Genomic DNA, 17,562 nt, shown 5'->3' with positions numbered 1-17,562 from the left:
CTCCTCATCGTATAGTTCTATTTCAACTAGAACAAGTGTGACGTTAGGCCGTCACCGTGTCCGCGGCCACCGAACGGCGGACTGCGAACGCCGGACCGGAATGACGGAACAGCGTCTTCGCTCCCCCGAGGACGACATTCTTGTAACCGATGGCCGAACGGCCCGTCAGCACGAAGGGCTTCGGCGATTGGTCGGCGTTGAGGAACTGAATGAGTCCTCGCCGTCGTCCCATGCTGATGCATTCGTGAAAGTACCGGTAGGAGAACGGCTTCACGTCTCGACCGCACAGCCTGGCCGCGATGATGTCGGCGACGACCGGACCGGTGAAACCCCCGGAACGACAGCCCATGGCGAGTGCGTCTCCCCATGCGCCCGGAACGGCGGCGGCATCACCGATGACGTACACGTCCGGGTGCGAGACCGATTCGAGCGTCGCAGTCACCAGCGCTCGGCCCGACTCATCGACGGCCAGGCCGCTCGTCCGGGAGAGTCGGGGAACACCGAATCCGGCCGCCCAGACACACATATCGAACGGAACCCGGTCGCCACCGTCGAGCACGAGCGATCCCGGTTCGGCCCGCTGCACGCGCGCACCGCTCCGGACGTCGACGCCCAGGGTGTCGAATGTACGTGCCAGATACTTCTGGCCGCGGTCCGAGAGTCGGCTTCCCGGTGCGGCATCGGAGACCAGCCGGGTACGAATACGTGGAAACGCCTCGGCGATCTCGGCGGCGACCTCGATTCCGGTGAGGCCGCCGCCACAGACGGCGACCGTCGCACCCTCGCGATCACAGTCCGCAAGTGGCCCCCGAAGCCGTTGCGCCGCAGCTACTCCGGTGAGCGCCGCACAGTTCTCCGCGACACCCGGCACGGATTCGACGTCGGTATTGCTGCCCAATGCGTAGACGAGCGTGTCGTACCGGATGATCCGGTGACCGGCCCCGGGGCCGGTCACCGTCACCTCCCGCGACTCCACATCGATCCCCGTGACGGTCGCGATGACGAGTTCCACTCCACTGCCCCGCAGAAAGTCGGCGAGCGGCACCTGCTCGACCGACTGGCCGACCGCGATCTGATGAAGCCGGGGCCGCTCGACGAAATTCGCCGAGGCATTGATCAGCGTCACGGTGACCTCGTCCGGCCTGATCTGCCGCGCGAGTCGCCGGGCGGCGGGAATACCGGCATAACCGGCCCCCACGATGACGATCCGGTGTGTCATTTCTCTTCCTCCCATCCCAGGTGCCGCTTTCCGGCACTTGACACCATCTGGGACGCGCGAGAAACGTCGGATGTGACGACGTCGATCGGCTCGGGCACCGCATGGGGGCACCGAGTCACAGATCGGGCCCGTCAACCGTCTCCTATACGGAAGGCCGATACCCGGGCGTCGCAGACGGCGAACCCCGGTGGCCTCGGCGCAAAGGAGAAGACGATGACCGATCAACGAACGCCCGGACGTGACGTCGGCGAGGCCTTTCAGGATCTCCGCCCGCTGCTGATGTCGATCTCGTACCAGATGACGGGAAGTGTGGCGACCGCCGAGGACATCGTCTCCGACTCGTACCTGCGTTTGCGGAGATCCGTTGACGACGGGCGTGAGGTGCGCAACCTCAAGCCGTACCTGGCCACCACCGTGACCCGGCTCAGCATCGATCACCTACGCAAGGAGCACCAGCGCCGGGAAACCTACATCGGCCCCTGGCTTCCGGAGCCGCTCGTGGATCGGGGCAGTCCGGCGGCGTTCGAGCGGGCCGAGCTGGCCGACACCATCTCGATGGCGTTCCTCGTCCTGCTGGAAACCCTGACTCCGGCCGAACGCGCGGTCTTCCTGCTCCGCGAGGTGTTCGAATTCGACTACGAGCAGGTGGCCGGAATACTCGACAAATCCACGAGCAATTGCCGGCAACTACTGCGCCGTGCCAAACAACAGGTCGAGGCACGTCGGCCGCGATTCGACGCCGACGCGGCCCTGCGCGCCGAACTGTCGTCGCGGTTCTTTGCCGCCATCACCGACGGTGACCTCGGTCCTCTCGTCGAACTGCTGGCCGATGACGTCGTCCTGGTCGGCGACGGAGGCGGCGCCGGACCGTCACTGCCTCGACCGATCAACGGCCGGGACAAGGTACTCCGATTGCTCGAGACTCTCGCGCAGATGCGCCGGGATCTGGACCTGCGCCTGATTCCGACCACGGTCAACGGTCAGCCGGGCGCTCTGGTCCGCACATCCGACGGCCTGCTCCTGAACGTGCTGGCCCTCGACATCGTCGACGGCGCCGTCCAGACGATCCGGTCGGTACTCAGTGCCGACAAACTGCGGCACCTGGGCCCGCTGGCCGACCCGCGGGAGCTGATGGCCCGCCAACGACACATGCGTTCCTGACGACCGATCCACGCGAATCACGCCGCCACGTCCGGGAGTTCGCACCCACCGTCGACACGACCACACCCAAGAAGGAGTTCACGATGCACCCATTCGGCGAAGCCCTCGCGGCGCACGATGCCCAGGCCGCAACCGCTCTACTCGCACCCGACGTCGAGTTCCGCAGCCCCGTGGTCTTTCGGCCCTATCACGGCGCCGAGCAGGTCGGACCGATCCTGGACGCGATCGTCGATGTGATCACCGACTTCCGCTACCGCCGGGTCATCTCCGACGGCGCCGACGCCGCCCTCGTGTTCACGGCGCGGGTCGGCAACCGGGAGATCGAGGGATGCGACTTCATCCACACCGACGCCGACGGACTCGTGGACGAGTTGTTCGTGATGATCCGCCCGATGTCGGGTCTGATCACCCTGGCCGAACTCATGGGTGCGGCTCTGGGCGGACCTTCTGCCGGTCCGCCCCATCCGCGCCGCTAGAGACGGGCGCGGATACTCGCGCCGATCTCCTTGGTGCCCAGGGTTTCCGAACCCCGCGCGGCGAGATCGGCGGCCACCGCCTGCTCGACACGCTGCGCGGCCTCGGTCTGCCCCAGATGATCGAGCAGCAACGCCACCGACAGGATCGCAGCGGTCGGATCGGCCTTGCCCTGGCCCGCGATGTCGGGCGCGCTGCCGTGCACCGGCTCGAACATCGACGGATTGGTTCCGGTGGCGTCGATGTTGCCCGACGCCGCCAGGCCGATACCGCCGGCCACCGCGGCCGCGATGTCGGTGATGATGTCGCCGAACAGATTGTCGGTGACGATCACGTCGAAGCGTCCGGGATCGGTGACCAGATAGATGGTCGCCGCGTCGATGTGGCAGTAATCCGTTGCCACATCCGGGAATTCGGGTGCGATCTCGTCGACGGTCCGCTGCCACAGTGAGCCGGCGAAGGTCAGCACGTTGGTCTTGTGCACCAGCGTCAGCTTCTTGCGGCGCGACTGGGCTCGCTCAAAGGCGTTGCGCACCACTCGTTCCACACCGAATCGGGTGTTCACGCTGACCTCGGTCGCCACCTCGTGCGGGGTGCCCACACGAAGAGCTCCGCCGTTACCGGTGTACGGACCCTCGGTGCCCTCGCGAACCACCACGAAGTCGATCTCCGGGTTGCCCGCCAGCGGCGAGGTCGCACCGTCGTAGCGCTTCGCGGGCCGCAGATTGACGTGATGGTCGAGCGCGAAACGCATCTTCAGCAGCAGCCCACGCTCCAGCACCCCTGCGGGCACCGAACGCGGATCGCCGATGGCGCCCAACAGGATCGCGTCGTGTTCACGCAGCGAGTCGAGATCGGCGTCGGTCAGCAGTTCCCCGTTGCGCAGGTAACGGCGTGCACCGAGGTCGTAGTCGGTGGTCTCCACGTCCGGGACAACGGCGCGCAGTACATCCAGCGCCTCGTCGACGACCTCGGGACCGATGCCGTCTCCGGCGATGACCGCTAGCTTCACGAGAGGTCCACCTGTTCGATCAGGGTGGCGTCGACCGACTCGCCGATGGCCGCGACGAGCTCGTCGTCGAGTTCCTTGCTGACGCGCAGCATGACGGTCGCGCCCGAGCCCTCGGCGTCCTGCGACAGACCGGCAGCGAGGATGTCGATGCCTGCATTGCCCAGCACGGTGCCGATCTTGCCCAGCGAACCCGGCTGATCGGTGTAGCTGACGAGCACGTTGTGGCCTTCGGCGCGCAGGTCGAAGTTGCGACCGTTGATGTTCACGATCTTCTCGACCAGACGCGGTTCGGTCAGGGTGCCGGACACGTTGTGCACGGTGCCGTCGGCGAACACCGCACGGACGTCCACGACGCTGCGGTGATTAGGGCTCTCCGGCGCGGTGGTCACCTCGCTGGTGACGCCGCGATCGGCAGCGACCGACGGCGCGTTCACGAAGGTGACCGGCTCGTCGAGGACGGCGGAGAACAGCCCACGCAGTGCTGACAGACCCAGCACCTCGACGTTCTTCGCGGCCAGCTCACCACGAACATCAACGGCCAGCGAGGTCGGCGGCTCGTTGCTGATCGCACCGACCAGGACACCCAGCTTCCGCGACAGCTCCAGCCACGGGGCGACCTCCTCGTCGACCGCACCGCCGGTGATGTTCACGGCGTCCGGGACGAAGTGACCGGCCAGTGCCAGACGGACGCTCTTCGCGACGTCGGTGCCCGCACGGTCCTGCGCCTCGCTGGTCGATGCACCGAGGTGCGGGGTCACCACGACCTGCGGCAGTTCGAACAGCGGCGAATCGGTGCAGGGTTCGGTGTTGAACACGTCGAGACCCGCAGCGCGCACCTGGCCCGAGTTGATCGCGTCGGCGAGCGCCTGCTCGTCGATCAGGCCGCCACGGGCGGCGTTCACGATGACGACACCCTTCTTGGTGCGGGCCAGCTGCTCGGCGCCGATGAGGCCCAGGGTCTCCGGGGTCTTCGGCAGGTGCACGGTGATGAAGTCGGCACGCTCGAGCAGTTCGTCGAGCGAGAGCAGCTCGATGCCGAGCTGTGCGGCGCGGGCCGGCGAGACGTAGGGGTCGTAGGCGACGATGTGGGTTTCGAAGGCGGCGAGACGCGCGGCAACGAGCTGACCGATGCGACCGAGGCCGACGACACCGACGGTCTTGTCGAAGATCTCCACACCGTTGAAGGAGGAACGCTTCCAGGTGTGCTCGCGCAGGGTCGCGTCGGCGGCCGGGATCTGGCGCGACGCCGACATCAGCAACGCGATGGCGTGCTCGGCTGCGGTGTGGATGTTCGAGGTGGGGGCATTGACGACCATCACGCCGCGGGCGGTGGCCGCCGGGACGTCGACATTGTCGAGGCCGACACCCGCACGGGCGATGATCTTCAGCTTCGGGCCCGCGGCGAGCACTTCCTCGTCGACGGTGGTCGCCGAACGCACCAGGATCGCGTCGGCATCGGCCACCGCTTCCAGCAGCTTCGGGCGATCCGGGCCATCGACCCACCGCACCTCGACATCGTCGCCCAGGGCTTCGACGGTCGAGGGGGCCAGTTTGTCGGCGATCAGGACGACCGGACGGCCTGCTGAGGTCACAGTTATCTCCAAGCTCGGGGGTGGGTGCAGTCATCTGGGTGATGCAAAAGTCGACCCGCTCCGACGCGGAGGAGAGTCGACTTCCGCGACCAGCTTAGTGGTCGGGCGTGTGCACGCTTACAGCAGGTAGGGGCCGTCTGGGCGTCCCATCCGCCGGGGCCAGGTGGATTGTGGCGGGCATTACAGATATGTTGCTGTCCGTACCGTGTGGCTTACGTCCACATGGTCACGGTTTGCTTGCAAACGGAACCCGGGACCATTCCGCATACTCCAAGGTGAGTGTGACGGCATGTAGCGTGTCACCGTCGAGCCGTATCGGGGTCGGCGATAACCGATTGCGTACCTGCGCCTTCTCCGGCGCCGGTACGACAAGGACTTGGAGTTGTGGATGATGAGGAAGCTGACGGCAATGTTGGCGGTTCTGGCTGCGACATTGCTTGCCGGCTGGGGGGCAGGCTCCGCGGTTGCCGCACCGGCGAAGATCTACCTGGGCGGTGGCTCGGGCATCCTGGTCGCGAAGGGTGGGACCACCGCGTCCGCCTGCACACTGACCACCATCGGCCGTTCGAAGACCGGCAAGCTCATCGGCGTCACCGCGGGCCACTGCGGCAAGCCGGGACAGCGCGTCTTCTCCGAGACCCAGCAGAATCGCGGTCTCGCCGGCACCATCAGCTACTCGGCGAGCGACCTCGACATCGCGATCATCGAGTTCAACGCCGCCAAGGTCGTGCCGCTGCGCTCCGTGCGCGGTCTGACGATCCGCAGCGTGGACACCCGCCCGGTGAGCTTCCCCACCGTCTCGTGCAAGGTCGGTCGCACCACCGACAAGACCTGCGGCGTGAACTGGTTCTCCGACGGAGACGTCCACTTCAGCCAGATGTGCGTCGTCGAGGGTGACTCGGGCAGCCCGGTGGTCGTCGGTGACCGCCTCGTCGGCATGGTGAATGCCTACTACTTCGCGGCCTGCATCGGCCCGGAGACCGGCACCAACATCGGCCCGATCCTCAAGCGCATCTCGTCGCTCGGCCAGTACGGCGGCTTCAAGGTCGCGTAACCGATCCTCCACGGATACGGCCCCGAGGCACTCGCCTCGGGGCCGTATTTCGTTGCCGCGACGCCTGTTCCGGCTGATGCCCCACACGGATTTCACGTGACAGACAAGCGAACTGGATTATCCAGTCGGCGCCTCTGAGCGGTGAAGAATTTGTGGACTGTGGCGGCCGGAACCGATAAGGCATCGGGCCGCCACCTTCTGCCACGAGCGGTCGCTGTTCCGACGATCAGTCAGCGGGCCGCGCCCCGAACCGTGCGGCATCGTCGATCAGTGTCCCGTCGCGAAGTCGAGCCAGCGCCCGTACGACGATCGGCCCCCGGGACGAATCCCGGGGGCCGATCGTAAAGTGCTGAAACTCAGGCGGTTTCGGTGATGGGCCGGTCGACCCAGCTCATCAGGTCGCGCAGCTTCTTGCCGGTGACCTCGATGGGGTGCTCGGCGTTCTGCTTACGAAGACCCTCGAGTTCCTTGTTGCCGCCCTCGACATTCGCGACGAGACGCTTGACGAAGGTGCCGTCCTGGATGTCCTTGAGGATGGCGCGCATGCGCTCCTTGGTGTCGGCGTCGATGACGCGCGGTCCGGACAGGTAGCCACCGAACTCAGCGGTGTCGGAGACCGAGTAGTTCATGCGGGCGATGCCGCCCTCGTACATCAGGTCGACGATCAGCTTGAGCTCGTGCAGCACCTCGAAGTACGCCATCTCCGGGGCGTAGCCCGCCTCGACCATGACCTCGAAGCCGGTCTTGACGAGTTCTTCGGTGCCACCGCAGAGGACGGCCTGCTCACCGAAGAGGTCGGTCTCGGTCTCTTCCTTGAAGGTGGTCTTGATGATGCCTGCGCGGCCGCCGCCGATGGCGGAGGCGTAGGACAGCGCGAGGGCCTGGCCCTCACCCTTCGGGTCCTGGTCGACGGCGATCAGGGCGGGCACGCCCTTGCCGTCGACGAACTGACGGCGCACGAGGTGGCCGGGGCCCTTCGGGGCGACCATCGCGACGGTGATGTTCTCCGCCGGCTGGATGAGATCGAAGTGGATGTTCAGGCCGTGGCCGAAGAAGATGGCGTCGCCGTCCTTCAGGTTCGGCTCGATCTCCTCCTTGAAGATCTGTGCCTGGCTGGTGTCCGGTGCCAGGATCATGATGACGTCGGCCCATGCGGCGGCCTCGGCAGCGGTCATGACCTTGAGGCCCTGCTCCTCCGCCTTCGCCCGCGACTTGCTGCCCTCGCGCAGGCCGATGACCACGTCGACGCCCGAGTCACGCAGCGACAGCGAGTGCGCGTGTCCCTGGCTGCCGTAGCCGATCACCGCGACCTTGCGACCCTGGATGATCGACAGATCGGCGTCGTCGTCGTAGAACAGTTCGATCGCCACAGTTGGTTTCCCTTCGATTTCTTTTGTCTCCCAAGGCCTTCGATGACGCTTGAGAGTCTGTGTTCTTACGTACCTACGTCAGCGGTTGGCCGACATGCTCTTGGGTCCGCGGCCCAGCGCCACCGCACCGGACTGCGCGATCTCGCGGATACCGTACGGGTCGAGCATCCGCAGCAGTGCTTCCAGCTTCTCACCGGTGCCGGTGGCCTCGACGGTCACCGATTCCGGTGAGACGTCGATAACCTTGGCGCGGAACAGGTTCACCACTTCGATCACCTCGGAGCGGACCGTTGAGTCGGCCCGCACCTTGATGAGCATGAGTTCGCGCGACACCGAGGTGGCCGGCTCCTGCTCGACGATCTTGATGACGTTGATCAGCTTGTTGAGCTGCTTGGTCACCTGTTCGAGGGGGAAGTCCTCGACGCTGACCATGATGGTCATGCGCGAGACGCCCTTGATCTCGGTGGCGCCCACCGCGAGTGACTCGATGTTGAAGCCGCGGCGCGAGAACAGACCGGAGACGCGGGCGAGCACGCCCGGACGGTCTTCGACGAGAACGCTCAGCGTATGGGTGGTGCTCACTTGTCTTCCTCTGCATCGGGCGCGGCATGGTCGGGCTTGGCCATCACGTCGTGGATCTCGACCGGGTCACCCGCCGCCTCGTCCTCGTCGAAGAGCGGACGGATATCGCGGGCGGCCATGATCTGGTCGTTGCCGGTACCGGCGGCGACCATCGGCCACACCTGGGCGTCGGCGCCGACGATGAAGTCGATGACGACCGGGCGGTCGTCGATCTCCCGGGCCTGCGCGATCACGCCCTCCACGTCCTCTTCCCGCTCGACACGGAATGCCGCGCAGCCCAGCGCTTCTGCGAGCTTCACGAAGTCCGGGATCATCCGCGAATGGGTGGACAGGTCGGTGTTGGAGTAGCGCTCCTCGTAGAAGAGCGTCTGCCACTGGCGCACCATGCCGAGGTTGCCGTTGTTGATGAGTGCGACCTTGATCGGGATGCCCTCGATGGCGCAGGTGGCGAGTTCCTGATTGGTCATCTGGAAGCAGCCGTCGCCGTCGATGGCCCACACCTCTTTGCCCGGGTCGGCCATCTTGGCGCCCATCGCGGCGGGCACCGCGTAGCCCATGGTGCCCAGCCCACCGGAGTTGAGCCAGGTGCGCGGCTTCTCGTAGGAGATGAACTGCGCCGCCCACATCTGGTGCTGACCGACGCCGGCGCAGTACACCGCGTCGGGTCCGGCGGCCTTGCCGACGGCCTCGATGACGAACTCGGGCGACATCGGGCCCTCGGGCGAACGGTCGTAGCTCAGCGGGTAGGTCTCACGAAGACCGTTCAGGTAGCTCCACCACGCGGTGAGGTCCGGCGTGGCCGAGGTGGTGGCCCGCTCATTGCGGATGGTCTCGGTCAGGTCGGCGATGACGGCCTTGCAGTCACCGACGATCGGGACGTCGGCGTGCCGGTTCTTGCCGATCTCGGCGGGATCGATGTCGGCATGGATCACCTTGGCATTGGGCGCGAAGGTGTCGAGCTGACCGGTGACGCGGTCGTCGAAACGCGCACCGAGCGTGATCAGCAGATCGCTCTTCTGCAGTGCGGCGACCGCCGAGACCGCGCCGTGCATACCCGGCATGCCACAGTGCAGCGGATGACTGTCGGGGAAGGCCCCGCGCGCCATCAGCGTGGTGACCACCGGGATGCCGGTGAGTTCGGCGAGCTCCCGCAGTTCCTCGGAGGCGTTCGCCTTGATGACGCCGCCGCCGACGTACAGGACCGGCGACTTCGCGGCATCGATCATCCGCGCCGCTTCGCGCACCTGCTTGCCGTGCGGCTTGGTGACCGGACGGTATCCGGGCAGATCGATCTGCGGAGGCCACGAGAAGGTGGTCTGGGCCTGCAGGATGTCCTTCGGGATGTCGACGAGAACCGCACCGGGACGGCCGCTCTCCGCGATGTGGAAGGCCTCGGCGATCACGCGCGGGATGTCGATCGCGTTCGCCACGAGGAAGTTGTGCTTGGTGACCGGCATGGTGATGCCGGAGATGTCGGCCTCCTGGAAGGCGTCGGTGCCGATGAGGGACCGACCGACCTGGCCGGTGATGGCGACGACCGGAACGGAGTCCATCTGGGCGTCGGCCAGCGGGGTGACCAGGTTGGTCGCGCCCGGACCGGAGGTGGCCATGCAGACGCCTGCGCGACCCGCGACCTGCGCGTAGCCGGTGGCGGCATGGCCCGCGCCCTGCTCGTGGCGGACCAGGACGTGCCGGACCTTCTGCGAGTCGAGCAACGGATCGTAGACGGGCAGCACGGCGCCGCCCGGAATGCCGAAGACCACCTCGACACCGAGTTCCTCGAGCGATCGGACCACGGACTGGGCACCGCTGACGCGTTCCGGTGCGACCGTGTTCTGTCCGACGGACCGCAGTCCCCCACCTGCCGGGGACGGCTGTCGCGGCTGGCCCGACGGGTCTGTGCGAGATGGTGCGCTCACTGCACGTACCTCAACTTCTGGCTTGATCTGGCTGCTGACAAGAAAAAACCCCCGACAGCTGGGCTGCTCGAGGGTGGCGCGTCGTTGCTGGAGGGTCTACGAAGTGACCGGTCAGGCGATGACGCGCCGACCGAGTACTACGAGAATCTCGTGCTGGATCACGCCCTAACGGTAGGACCGTCGCAGGTCAAGAGTCAAACCACCTCTAGCGTCGTCCCACATTCTGAGAAACCCTGGATTATCCAGCGGGATGACCCGGATGACAGAATGGTGGGGTGTCTACCCCATCCGACGGACCCGACGACCCGAACACCGGCAGCGATCCGCAGGCCGTAACCGCCGACGACGCCGCCTCAGCAGCACCTTCGGTGCCGCTGCCCCAGGTCTTCCGCATCTCGAAGGTCGGCTACATCGCCGTCGGAATGATGTTCGTCGCGACGGTCATCCTGGCCGGCGCCTCACTGGTCTGGCTGGGCTGGACACTGCTGCTGCCCGTGGTGCTGGCGTGGTGGATGACACATATCCGCACCATCGCCGACGAGCCCGGACTGCGGGCCGTACACACCTTCTCCAGTCGCGACATCCCCTGGGCGGACATCGACGGCCTCCAGTTCCCGCGCTGGGGTTCGGTACGTGCGGTCCTCACCGACGGTTCACGGGTTCGCCTGCCCGCCATCTCCTTCGGTGACCTGCCCCGCCTGGCCGCGGCCAGTGGCGGGCGCATTCCCGACCCCTATGCGGCGGCCGCCGCGGCCGACGCTCTCTGATCCACACGCACCGGAGTAGCCTCGAAGAACGCCTGATGCGCCACAGCGCGTCCCGCCTCCCGGACGACCTCGGTGACGATCACATCGAATAACCGACCGTCGTTCCGCGTTGATCGGACACGTTGATCGGACACACCGTGCACACCAACCTCCGCCCGGCCCGGCGGAGTGACGAACCAGTATCGAGGTAATGCGATGCCAGCTCTGAGGTCCCGTACCACCACCGTCGGCCGCGAGGCCGCCGGAGCACGCGCGCTCTGGCGCGCCACCGGCATGACCGACGACGACTTCGGCAAGCCGATCGTCGCGATCGCCAACTCGTACACCCAGTTCGTTCCCGGCCACGTGCATCTCAAGGATGTCGGCGAGATCGTCGCCGACGCGGTCCGCGAGGCGGGCGGCGTCGCCAAGGAATTCCACACCATCGCCGTCGACGACGGCATCGCGATGGGGCACGGCGGCATGCTCTATTCGCTGCCCAGCCGCGAGATCATCGCCGACTCCGTCGAGTACATGGTGAACGCACACACCGCCGACGCCCTGGTCTGTATCTCCAACTGCGACAAGATCACTCCCGGCATGCTCAATGCCGCGATGCGCCTGAACATCCCCACGGTCTTCGTCTCCGGCGGCCCGATGGAAGCGGGTACGTCGGTCGTCATCAACGGCGTCGTCCGGCCCGGTACCGACCTGATCGACGCGATCTCGGCGTCCGCCGACAGCAACGTGAACGACAAGGAACTCCTCGAGGTCGAGCGATCCGCCTGCCCGACGTGCGGATCGTGCTCGGGAATGTTCACCGCCAACTCGATGAACTGCCTGACCGAGGCGCTGGGCCTGTCGCTGCCCGGCAACGGCTCGACGCTGGCCACCCAGGTCGCGCGTCGCGACCTGTTCACGCGCGCCGGTGAGTTGGTCGTCGACATCGCGAAGCGCTACTACCAGGACGACGACGAGTCGGTCCTGCCGCGCAACGTCGCGACCCGCGAGGCCTTCGAGAACGCGATGGCGCTCGACGTCGCCATGGGCGGATCGACCAACACCGTTCTGCACATCCTCGCCGCCGCGCAGGAAGGTGAGATCACCTTCGACCTGCACGACATCGACCGCATCTCGCGGAACGTCCCGTGCCTGGCGAAGGTCGCACCCAACTCGCCGAAGTACTACATGGAGCACGTCCATCGCGCAGGCGGCATCCCGGCGATCCTCGGTGAGCTGAACCGGGCGGGGCTGCTGAACACGAACGTCCACCCGGTGCACGCGCCGTCGCTGGAGAGTTACCTGGCCGACTGGGACATCCGCAGCGGCACCGCGACCGACGAGGCGATCGAACTGTTCCACGCCGCGCCCGGTGGTGTGCGGACCACCGAGCCGTTCTCCACATCGAACCGCTGGGAGTCGCTGGACACCGACGCCGCCGACGGCTGCATCCGCGACAAGGAGCACGCCTACACCGTCGAGGGTGGTCTGTGCGTGCTGCACGGCAACCTCGCCGAGAACGGTGCGGTCCTCAAGACCGCGGGCGTCGACGAATCACTCTGGCACTTCCAGGGACCGGCGCGCGTCGTCGAGAGCCAGGAGGACGCCGTGCACGCCATCCTGTCGAAGGAACTGCAGGCCGGTGAGGTCCTGGTGATCCGGTACGAGGGACCCGCGGGCGGTCCGGGAATGCAGGAGATGCTGCATCCGACCGCGTTCATGAAGGGCACCGGCATGGGCAAGAAGTGCGGCCTGGTCACCGACGGCCGGTTCTCCGGTGGATCGTCGGGTCTGGTCATCGGTCACGCCTCCCCCGAGGCCGCGTCCGGTGGCGTGATCGGACTCGTCGAGAACGGTGACGAGGTGCTCATCGACGTCGCCACGCGCACACTGAAGGTGCTCGTCGACCCGGAGACCCTGGCCGAGCGCCGCGCCAAGATGGAGGCGTCCGAGCATCCGTGGCAGCCGGCGAATCGTCAGCGCCCGGTCACCAAGGCCTTGCGCGCCTACGCGAAGCTGGCCACCTCGGCCGACAAGGGCGCTGTCCGCACCGTCGACTGACTCCCCGATCTCGATACGCGGGCTCGCTGCGCTCGCACGCTACTCGATCAGCGGTGATCGCCCGCTGATCGAGTAGTTCGAGGCGGCGGCCCAACCGCTGATCGAGTAGTTCGGGGCGGCGGCCCAACCGCTGATCGAGTAGTTCGAGGCGGCGGCCCAGCCGCTGCTCGAGTAGTTCGAGGCGCCAGCCCAACCGCTGATCGAGTAGTTCGAGGCGCCAGCCGAGAACGTATCGAGATACCGCACTACGAATTCGGGCTGAACGGGTTGGTGCCGTTGAAGAGCAGCCAGATCGCGGCGGCCGCGGCGACACCGACGATCAGCAGGCCGAGCGATCCCCACGACGGCCTGCGCGCCCACCCTCGGGTCGCATCCAGGGACAGCCGTCCCGGGCCGGCCAGCAGAATGGCAACGGCGCACAGCACGAGGAGCAGTTCGTACTCGATACCGGCTCCGCCACCGCCCGACGCGAAGAACCACACGCCACCGGAGAGCGTCGCCTTGTAGGCGGCGGCGATCAGCATCACGCCGAGGACCGCGGCCGCGGCGAGCGGTGTGAACAGCCCGACGATCAGCATCAGGCCACCCAGCGTCTCCGACAGTGCGCCGAGGATCGCCAGCGGCTTCACCACGCCCGAGCTGAAACCGATGTCCGGGTTCTGCGGGTTGGCCAGCATGTCCTCGAACCCCGACAGACGGGGTCCGTTCCACCAGCCGAAGAGCTTCTGGCATCCGTGCAGCACCATGATCACGCCGACACCCACGCGCAGCACCAGCAATCCGATGTCGAGTGTGCCGCGGCGGGCGCGGCGCTCGGCGTCGACGAGTTCGTCGCGGTCGATGGTCGATTCACGGGCGAGATCGGTGTCGTCGTCCGCCGAATCGCGGCCCCAGCGCCGCTTCTTCCGGGGCAGCTCCGTGGTGGCCGCGGTGGGGGCCTCGTCCGCTGCCTCGACGTCGGCGTCGCGGGCCTCGAGCCGCGTCGTTTCCGGTGCTTCGAATCGGGTCGTCGGCACCGTGTCCGGGTTGTCCACCGCGGCGGCGTCGTCGGCGGTCACCCGTCCTCGCGGCACCCTGCTCGGACGGCGCGCGTCGGGTCCGTCGACGACCGGTGACCGGGTCGTCGCGGTCGCATCACCGGGACCGCCGAGGTCGTCGAGATCGTCGTCCAGATCGTCGACACGCGTCAGACGCGAATCGTCGTCGGATGCGCGGTCGCCACGTGCGTGCCGTGCGAAGAAGCTGTCGCGATCGGGGTCGGTCGGCCGGGCGCGTCTGCGCATCGACGGTGGCGCCTCCGCGGTGTAGTCCGCGCCGGCCTTGCCGGGGTCGGGGATCACGCCGGTCGGTTCGTCGTCGTACGGACTCGAACCGCCTCCCGCAGTCATGTCACGTTCGCTCACCTAACCGACTCTATGCGGCGCCGGACGCTGATCGCCCGACCGCGACGAGGTGAGTCGCATCCCGTCGCCGCACGCTGGACATATCCGGCCATCCCCTACTGTGGTGGGCATGTTCAAGGGATCGCCGGGGGTGTCGCGACGCGGACTGTCGCGTATCGGGATGGTGGCTGCGGCCACGGCGATCGCGGTGGCCACGGCCGGCTGCGTCAACTTCTCCGATCAGGATCGGTCCGCCAATGCGGGACAGTTCAGTGCCAACAACGAATCGATGGCGCAGAAGGCACCTCCACCTCCGCAGTCCCCCACCGAGACACTCGTGCCCCCACCGCCCGGGCCCTGCGTCGATCCCGATCCCGCCGTCATCGCGACGTGCCTGCAATCCACCGGTTCGGTCATGGTCGGCGACGACAAGGGCGATGTCACGGTGGTCGCGGAGCGGACGACCGGCAAGGTCATCACCACCAAACGCTATGCCCCGCACCGGGTTCTGGCCACACTGCCGGTCGACGGTTCGGGTGACGGCGGCCTGATCGACTTCGCGATGTCGCCGTCGTACGCGCAGGATCAGTTGATCTACGCGCTCATCACCACGCCCACCGACAATCGGGTCGTGCGGATCGCGCCGGGCGACGTCCCCAAGCCGATTCTGGTCGGAATCCCCAAGGGCGCCAACGGCAACATGGGCTCCATGCTCTTCCGGTCCCCCAACGAACTCATCGTCGCCACCGGCAACGCGGGCAACCCGGGAGCCGCGGCCGACCCCGCCTCCCTGGGCGGGAAGATCCTCGCGATCACCTCCCTGACCTCGGGCAGCAATGCCCGGCCACGCGTCCTCGCGTCGGGACTCGGGTCCACGGTGTCGTTGTGCCCGAGCGTCGGATCCGGCGCGCTGTACGTCGCCGATCAGACGGCCACCGAGGATCGCGTTCAGGCCGTCGAGAAGTCCGGACTCAAGCCGTTGTGGACGTGGCCGGACCGTCCCGGCATTGCCGGCTGCGCCGCGGCATCGGGCAGCATCTACGTCTCGACGACCCGCACCCGCCACATCGAGGCCATCAACGAACCGACGCGGGACAAGCCGGCCATCACCCCACCGACGGTCGTGCTGGAGAAGAAATACGGCGCGCTCGGCCGAATGGCCGCCCTGGACAACGGGCTTCTCCAGTTCGCGACGGTGAATCGCGAGTCCGGCAAGCCCGTCAGCAGCGACGACCGCGTCGTCAAATGGCTGCCACCGTCGGCCAGCGAGGATCGCACGTAGCCGCAGCCTCCACCTTCTGACAATGCCCGCGCCGCCCATCGGCGCGGGCATTGCTGTTTGGCCCTCTAGCATCTGTACATACTAGTTGTTACAGTCCCCTTGTGAGTTCCCGAGATCAATTGACCGAAGCAATGGCGGACCTCCTCTGGGAGCGGGGATATGCGGCGACGAGTCCCCGCGATGTCATGGCGCGCGCGGGCGTCGGTCAGGGCAGCATGTATCACCACTTCAGCGGGAAACACGAGCTGGCAGTGGCCGCATTGTCGACCGTCGTCGACGAGATGACGGAGAACTCACTCCTGGCGAGCACCGATGGTTCCCCTCTCGAACGCATGAAGAGCTATCTCGCCTCGCCGCGGCCCGGGACGCGCGGATGCCGCGTCGGACGCATGACCCAGGACCCCGAGGTCGTCGCGGATGCCGAACTTCTCACCATCGTCGCCGCCGCGTTCGGCACGGTCCTGAACCTGTGGGAGCACACGATTTCCGCCGCCATCGCAGCGGGCGAACTGCCGCGGTCCATCGTGCCGGGCGACCTCGCGCGAACCCTGGCCGCAGTTCTGCAGGGCGGCTACGTGCTTGCCCGCGCCCAGAGCGATCAGGCACCGATGGACGCCGCGGTCCGCGGCGCCATCTCGCTACTCGATGCCGCGCATCTCGCTGCCGACGCAACGCACTGACCTCTCTCGATCACATCGCAAGGAGCACATCATGCCCACTCGAATCGGAATCAACGGCTTCGGCCGGATCGGCCGCAGCTACCTGCGTGCGGCACTGCGCAGCGAACGAGACGTCGTGGTGGTCGCCATCAACGACATCGCCGACGCCACCACCCTTGCGGCACTTCTGGAATGGGACTCGATCTCCGGGCATCTCGACGGCGTGCGGGCAGAAGGCGACGCAATCATCGTCGGGGACAAACGAATTCGCGTCACCCAGGAACGAGAACCGGATCGGATTCCCTGGGCGGAGGAGAACGTCGACGTCGTCGTCGAGTCGACGGGACTGTTCACGAACTCGACCGATGCCCGTCGGCATCTCGTGGCGGGGGCCCGCAAGGTCATCATCTCCGCCCCCGCCGACGACGACATCCCCGCAATCGTGTTGGGCGTCAACGACGATGCCATCGACACCACCACCGACGTCGTCTCCAACGGCTCGTGTACGACCAACTGTCTCGCACCGATGGCCAAGGTGTTGCACGACGCGTTCGGCATCGAGTCGGGTCTGATGACGACGATTCACGCCTACACCAGCGACCAACGGCTGCAGGACGCACCTCACGGCGATCTTCGTCGCGCCCGGGCCGCGGCCATGTCCACGATCCCGACGTCGTCAGGAGCGGCGCGCACCATCGGACGGATCATTCCGGAACTCGACGGCACACTCACCGGCCTGGCGCTCCGCGTGCCGGTGCCGGTCGGATCCATCACCGACCTCACCGCACGGCTGTCGACCCCTGCGACCGCCGACGAGGTGAACACGGCATTCCGGAACGCCGCCGAAACCCCGGAGCTCGCGCCCTATCTCGCGTACTCGGAGGCACCGCTGGTGTCGGCCGACGTCGTGGGCAATCCCCACTCCGCGATCTTCGACGCGCCGCTGACCCAGGTCGTCGGCGACCAGGTGAAGATCTTCGCCTGGTACGACAACGAGTGGGGATTCTCCAACCGCCTCGTCGAACTGTCCGAACGCGTCAGCGCCTGAG

General features: G+C 66.9%; 15 protein-coding genes. 8 read left to right on the top strand and 7 right to left on the bottom strand.

Going from position 1 to position 17,562, the window contains the following annotated elements:
* Positions 1-43 precede the first annotated feature (43 nt).
* A complete protein-coding gene (locus AC4JJG_RS06375; RefSeq protein ID WP_495400088.1) occupies positions 44-1,219 on the bottom strand; it encodes an NAD(P)/FAD-dependent oxidoreductase in 1,176 nt (391 codons plus the stop codon).
* A 213-nt stretch (positions 1,220-1,432) separates the two neighbouring features.
* Here AC4JJG_RS06375 and sigJ point away from each other — a divergent pair, with 213 nt between their 5' ends.
* Complete coding sequence (gene sigJ, locus AC4JJG_RS06370; RefSeq protein WP_495400087.1) at positions 1,433-2,380, top strand: RNA polymerase sigma factor SigJ; 948 nt, start codon at positions 1,433-1,435, stop codon at positions 2,378-2,380.
* 83 nt (positions 2,381-2,463) lie between these two features.
* The gene (locus AC4JJG_RS06365) at positions 2,464-2,856 is read left to right on the top strand and encodes a nuclear transport factor 2 family protein (protein WP_495400086.1); all 393 of its coding nucleotides are present in this window, start codon (positions 2,464-2,466) and stop codon (positions 2,854-2,856) included.
* Here AC4JJG_RS06365 and AC4JJG_RS06360 read toward each other — a convergent pair.
* Both AC4JJG_RS06360 and serA read right to left on the bottom strand, forming a co-directional pair.
* Positions 2,853-3,866, bottom strand: a complete 1,014-nt coding sequence (locus AC4JJG_RS06360) for a 3-isopropylmalate dehydrogenase (protein WP_495400085.1) — start codon at positions 3,864-3,866, stop codon at positions 2,853-2,855. The genes AC4JJG_RS06365 and AC4JJG_RS06360 overlap by 4 nt on opposite strands.
* Entirely contained in the window at positions 3,863-5,458 is a 1,596-nt protein-coding gene (gene serA / locus AC4JJG_RS06355; protein ID WP_495400084.1) for a phosphoglycerate dehydrogenase, read from the bottom strand. The genes AC4JJG_RS06360 and serA overlap by 4 nt, the downstream gene beginning before the upstream one ends.
* A 388-nt stretch (positions 5,459-5,846) precedes the next feature.
* Here serA and AC4JJG_RS06350 point away from each other — a divergent pair, with 388 nt between their 5' ends.
* The gene (locus AC4JJG_RS06350; RefSeq protein ID WP_495400083.1) at positions 5,847-6,512 is read left to right on the top strand and encodes a chymotrypsin family serine protease; all 666 of its coding nucleotides are present in this window, start codon (positions 5,847-5,849) and stop codon (positions 6,510-6,512) included.
* Positions 6,513-6,868: 356 nt separating this feature from the next.
* On the opposite strand, the gene ilvC is transcribed toward AC4JJG_RS06350, so the two are convergent.
* The 3 genes from ilvC to AC4JJG_RS06335 form a co-directional block, all read right to left on the bottom strand.
* Entirely contained in the window at positions 6,869-7,882 is a 1,014-nt protein-coding gene (gene ilvC / locus AC4JJG_RS06345; RefSeq protein ID WP_495400082.1) for a ketol-acid reductoisomerase, read from the bottom strand.
* Between the two features lie 78 nt (positions 7,883-7,960).
* Positions 7,961-8,464 (bottom strand): acetolactate synthase small subunit, encoded by a 504-nt coding sequence (ilvN, locus tag AC4JJG_RS06340; RefSeq protein WP_495400081.1) that lies wholly within the window; start codon positions 8,462-8,464, stop codon positions 7,961-7,963.
* Positions 8,461-10,383 (bottom strand): acetolactate synthase large subunit, encoded by a 1,923-nt coding sequence (locus AC4JJG_RS06335; RefSeq protein ID WP_495400080.1) that lies wholly within the window; start codon positions 10,381-10,383, stop codon positions 8,461-8,463. The genes ilvN and AC4JJG_RS06335 overlap by 4 nt, the downstream gene beginning before the upstream one ends.
* 275 nt (positions 10,384-10,658) lie before the next feature.
* Between AC4JJG_RS06335 and AC4JJG_RS06330 the strand changes: the two genes are divergently transcribed.
* Together AC4JJG_RS06330 and ilvD are read left to right on the top strand one after the other, a co-directional pair.
* Positions 10,659-11,150 (top strand): PH domain-containing protein, encoded by a 492-nt coding sequence (locus tag AC4JJG_RS06330; protein WP_495400079.1) that lies wholly within the window; start codon positions 10,659-10,661, stop codon positions 11,148-11,150.
* 195 nt (positions 11,151-11,345) lie between these two features.
* Positions 11,346-13,190: a dihydroxy-acid dehydratase gene (gene ilvD, locus AC4JJG_RS06325; RefSeq protein ID WP_495400078.1), complete on the top strand. Its 1,845-nt coding sequence runs from the start codon at positions 11,346-11,348 to the stop codon at positions 13,188-13,190.
* A gap of 245 nt (positions 13,191-13,435) precedes the next feature.
* Here ilvD and AC4JJG_RS06320 read toward each other — a convergent pair whose 3' ends face one another.
* A complete protein-coding gene (locus tag AC4JJG_RS06320; protein ID WP_495400077.1) occupies positions 13,436-14,593 on the bottom strand; it encodes a DoxX family protein in 1,158 nt (385 codons plus the stop codon).
* A 160-nt stretch (positions 14,594-14,753) separates the two neighbouring features.
* On the opposite strand from AC4JJG_RS06320, the gene AC4JJG_RS06315 reads away from it, so the two are divergent.
* The 3 genes from AC4JJG_RS06315 to gap all read left to right on the top strand — a co-directional run bounded on the left by AC4JJG_RS06315 (position 14,754) and on the right by gap (position 17,561).
* Complete coding sequence (locus AC4JJG_RS06315) at positions 14,754-15,854, top strand: PQQ-dependent sugar dehydrogenase (protein ID WP_495400499.1); 1,101 nt, start codon at positions 14,754-14,756, stop codon at positions 15,852-15,854.
* A gap of 101 nt (positions 15,855-15,955) precedes the next feature.
* Positions 15,956-16,534: a TetR/AcrR family transcriptional regulator gene (locus tag AC4JJG_RS06310; protein ID WP_495400076.1), complete on the top strand. Its 579-nt coding sequence runs from the start codon at positions 15,956-15,958 to the stop codon at positions 16,532-16,534.
* 31 nt (positions 16,535-16,565) lie between these two features.
* Positions 16,566-17,561 (top strand): type I glyceraldehyde-3-phosphate dehydrogenase, encoded by a 996-nt coding sequence (gene gap, locus AC4JJG_RS06305; RefSeq protein WP_495400075.1) that lies wholly within the window; start codon positions 16,566-16,568, stop codon positions 17,559-17,561.
* Position 17,562: the final 1 nt, after the last annotated feature.

It is taken from the genome of Gordonia sp. B8661-1 (genome assembly GCF_059427765.1).
The sequence above is the reverse complement of the archived record's forward strand: the minus strand, read 5'-3'. Positions and strand labels throughout refer to the sequence as shown.

Excerpts from the sequence above, each read along its gene's own strand:
- sigJ (WP_495400087.1), top strand. The coding sequence starts at position 1,433 with ATGACCGATCAACGAACGCCCGGACGTGACGTCGGCGAGGCCTTTCAG.
- AC4JJG_RS06350 (WP_495400083.1), top strand. The coding sequence starts at position 5,847 with ATGATGAGGAAGCTGACGGCAATGTTGGCGGTTCTGGCTGCGACATTG.
- AC4JJG_RS06315 (WP_495400499.1), top strand. The coding sequence starts at position 14,754 with ATGGTGGCTGCGGCCACGGCGATCGCGGTGGCCACGGCCGGCTGCGTC.
- ilvD (WP_495400078.1), top strand. The coding sequence starts at position 11,346 with ATGCCAGCTCTGAGGTCCCGTACCACCACCGTCGGCCGCGAGGCCGCC.
- AC4JJG_RS06365 (WP_495400086.1), top strand. The coding sequence starts at position 2,464 with ATGCACCCATTCGGCGAAGCCCTCGCGGCGCACGATGCCCAGGCCGCA.
- gap (WP_495400075.1), top strand. The coding sequence starts at position 16,566 with ATGCCCACTCGAATCGGAATCAACGGCTTCGGCCGGATCGGCCGCAGC.
- AC4JJG_RS06375 (WP_495400088.1), bottom strand. The coding sequence starts at position 1,219 with ATGACACACCGGATCGTCATCGTGGGGGCCGGTTATGCCGGTATTCCC.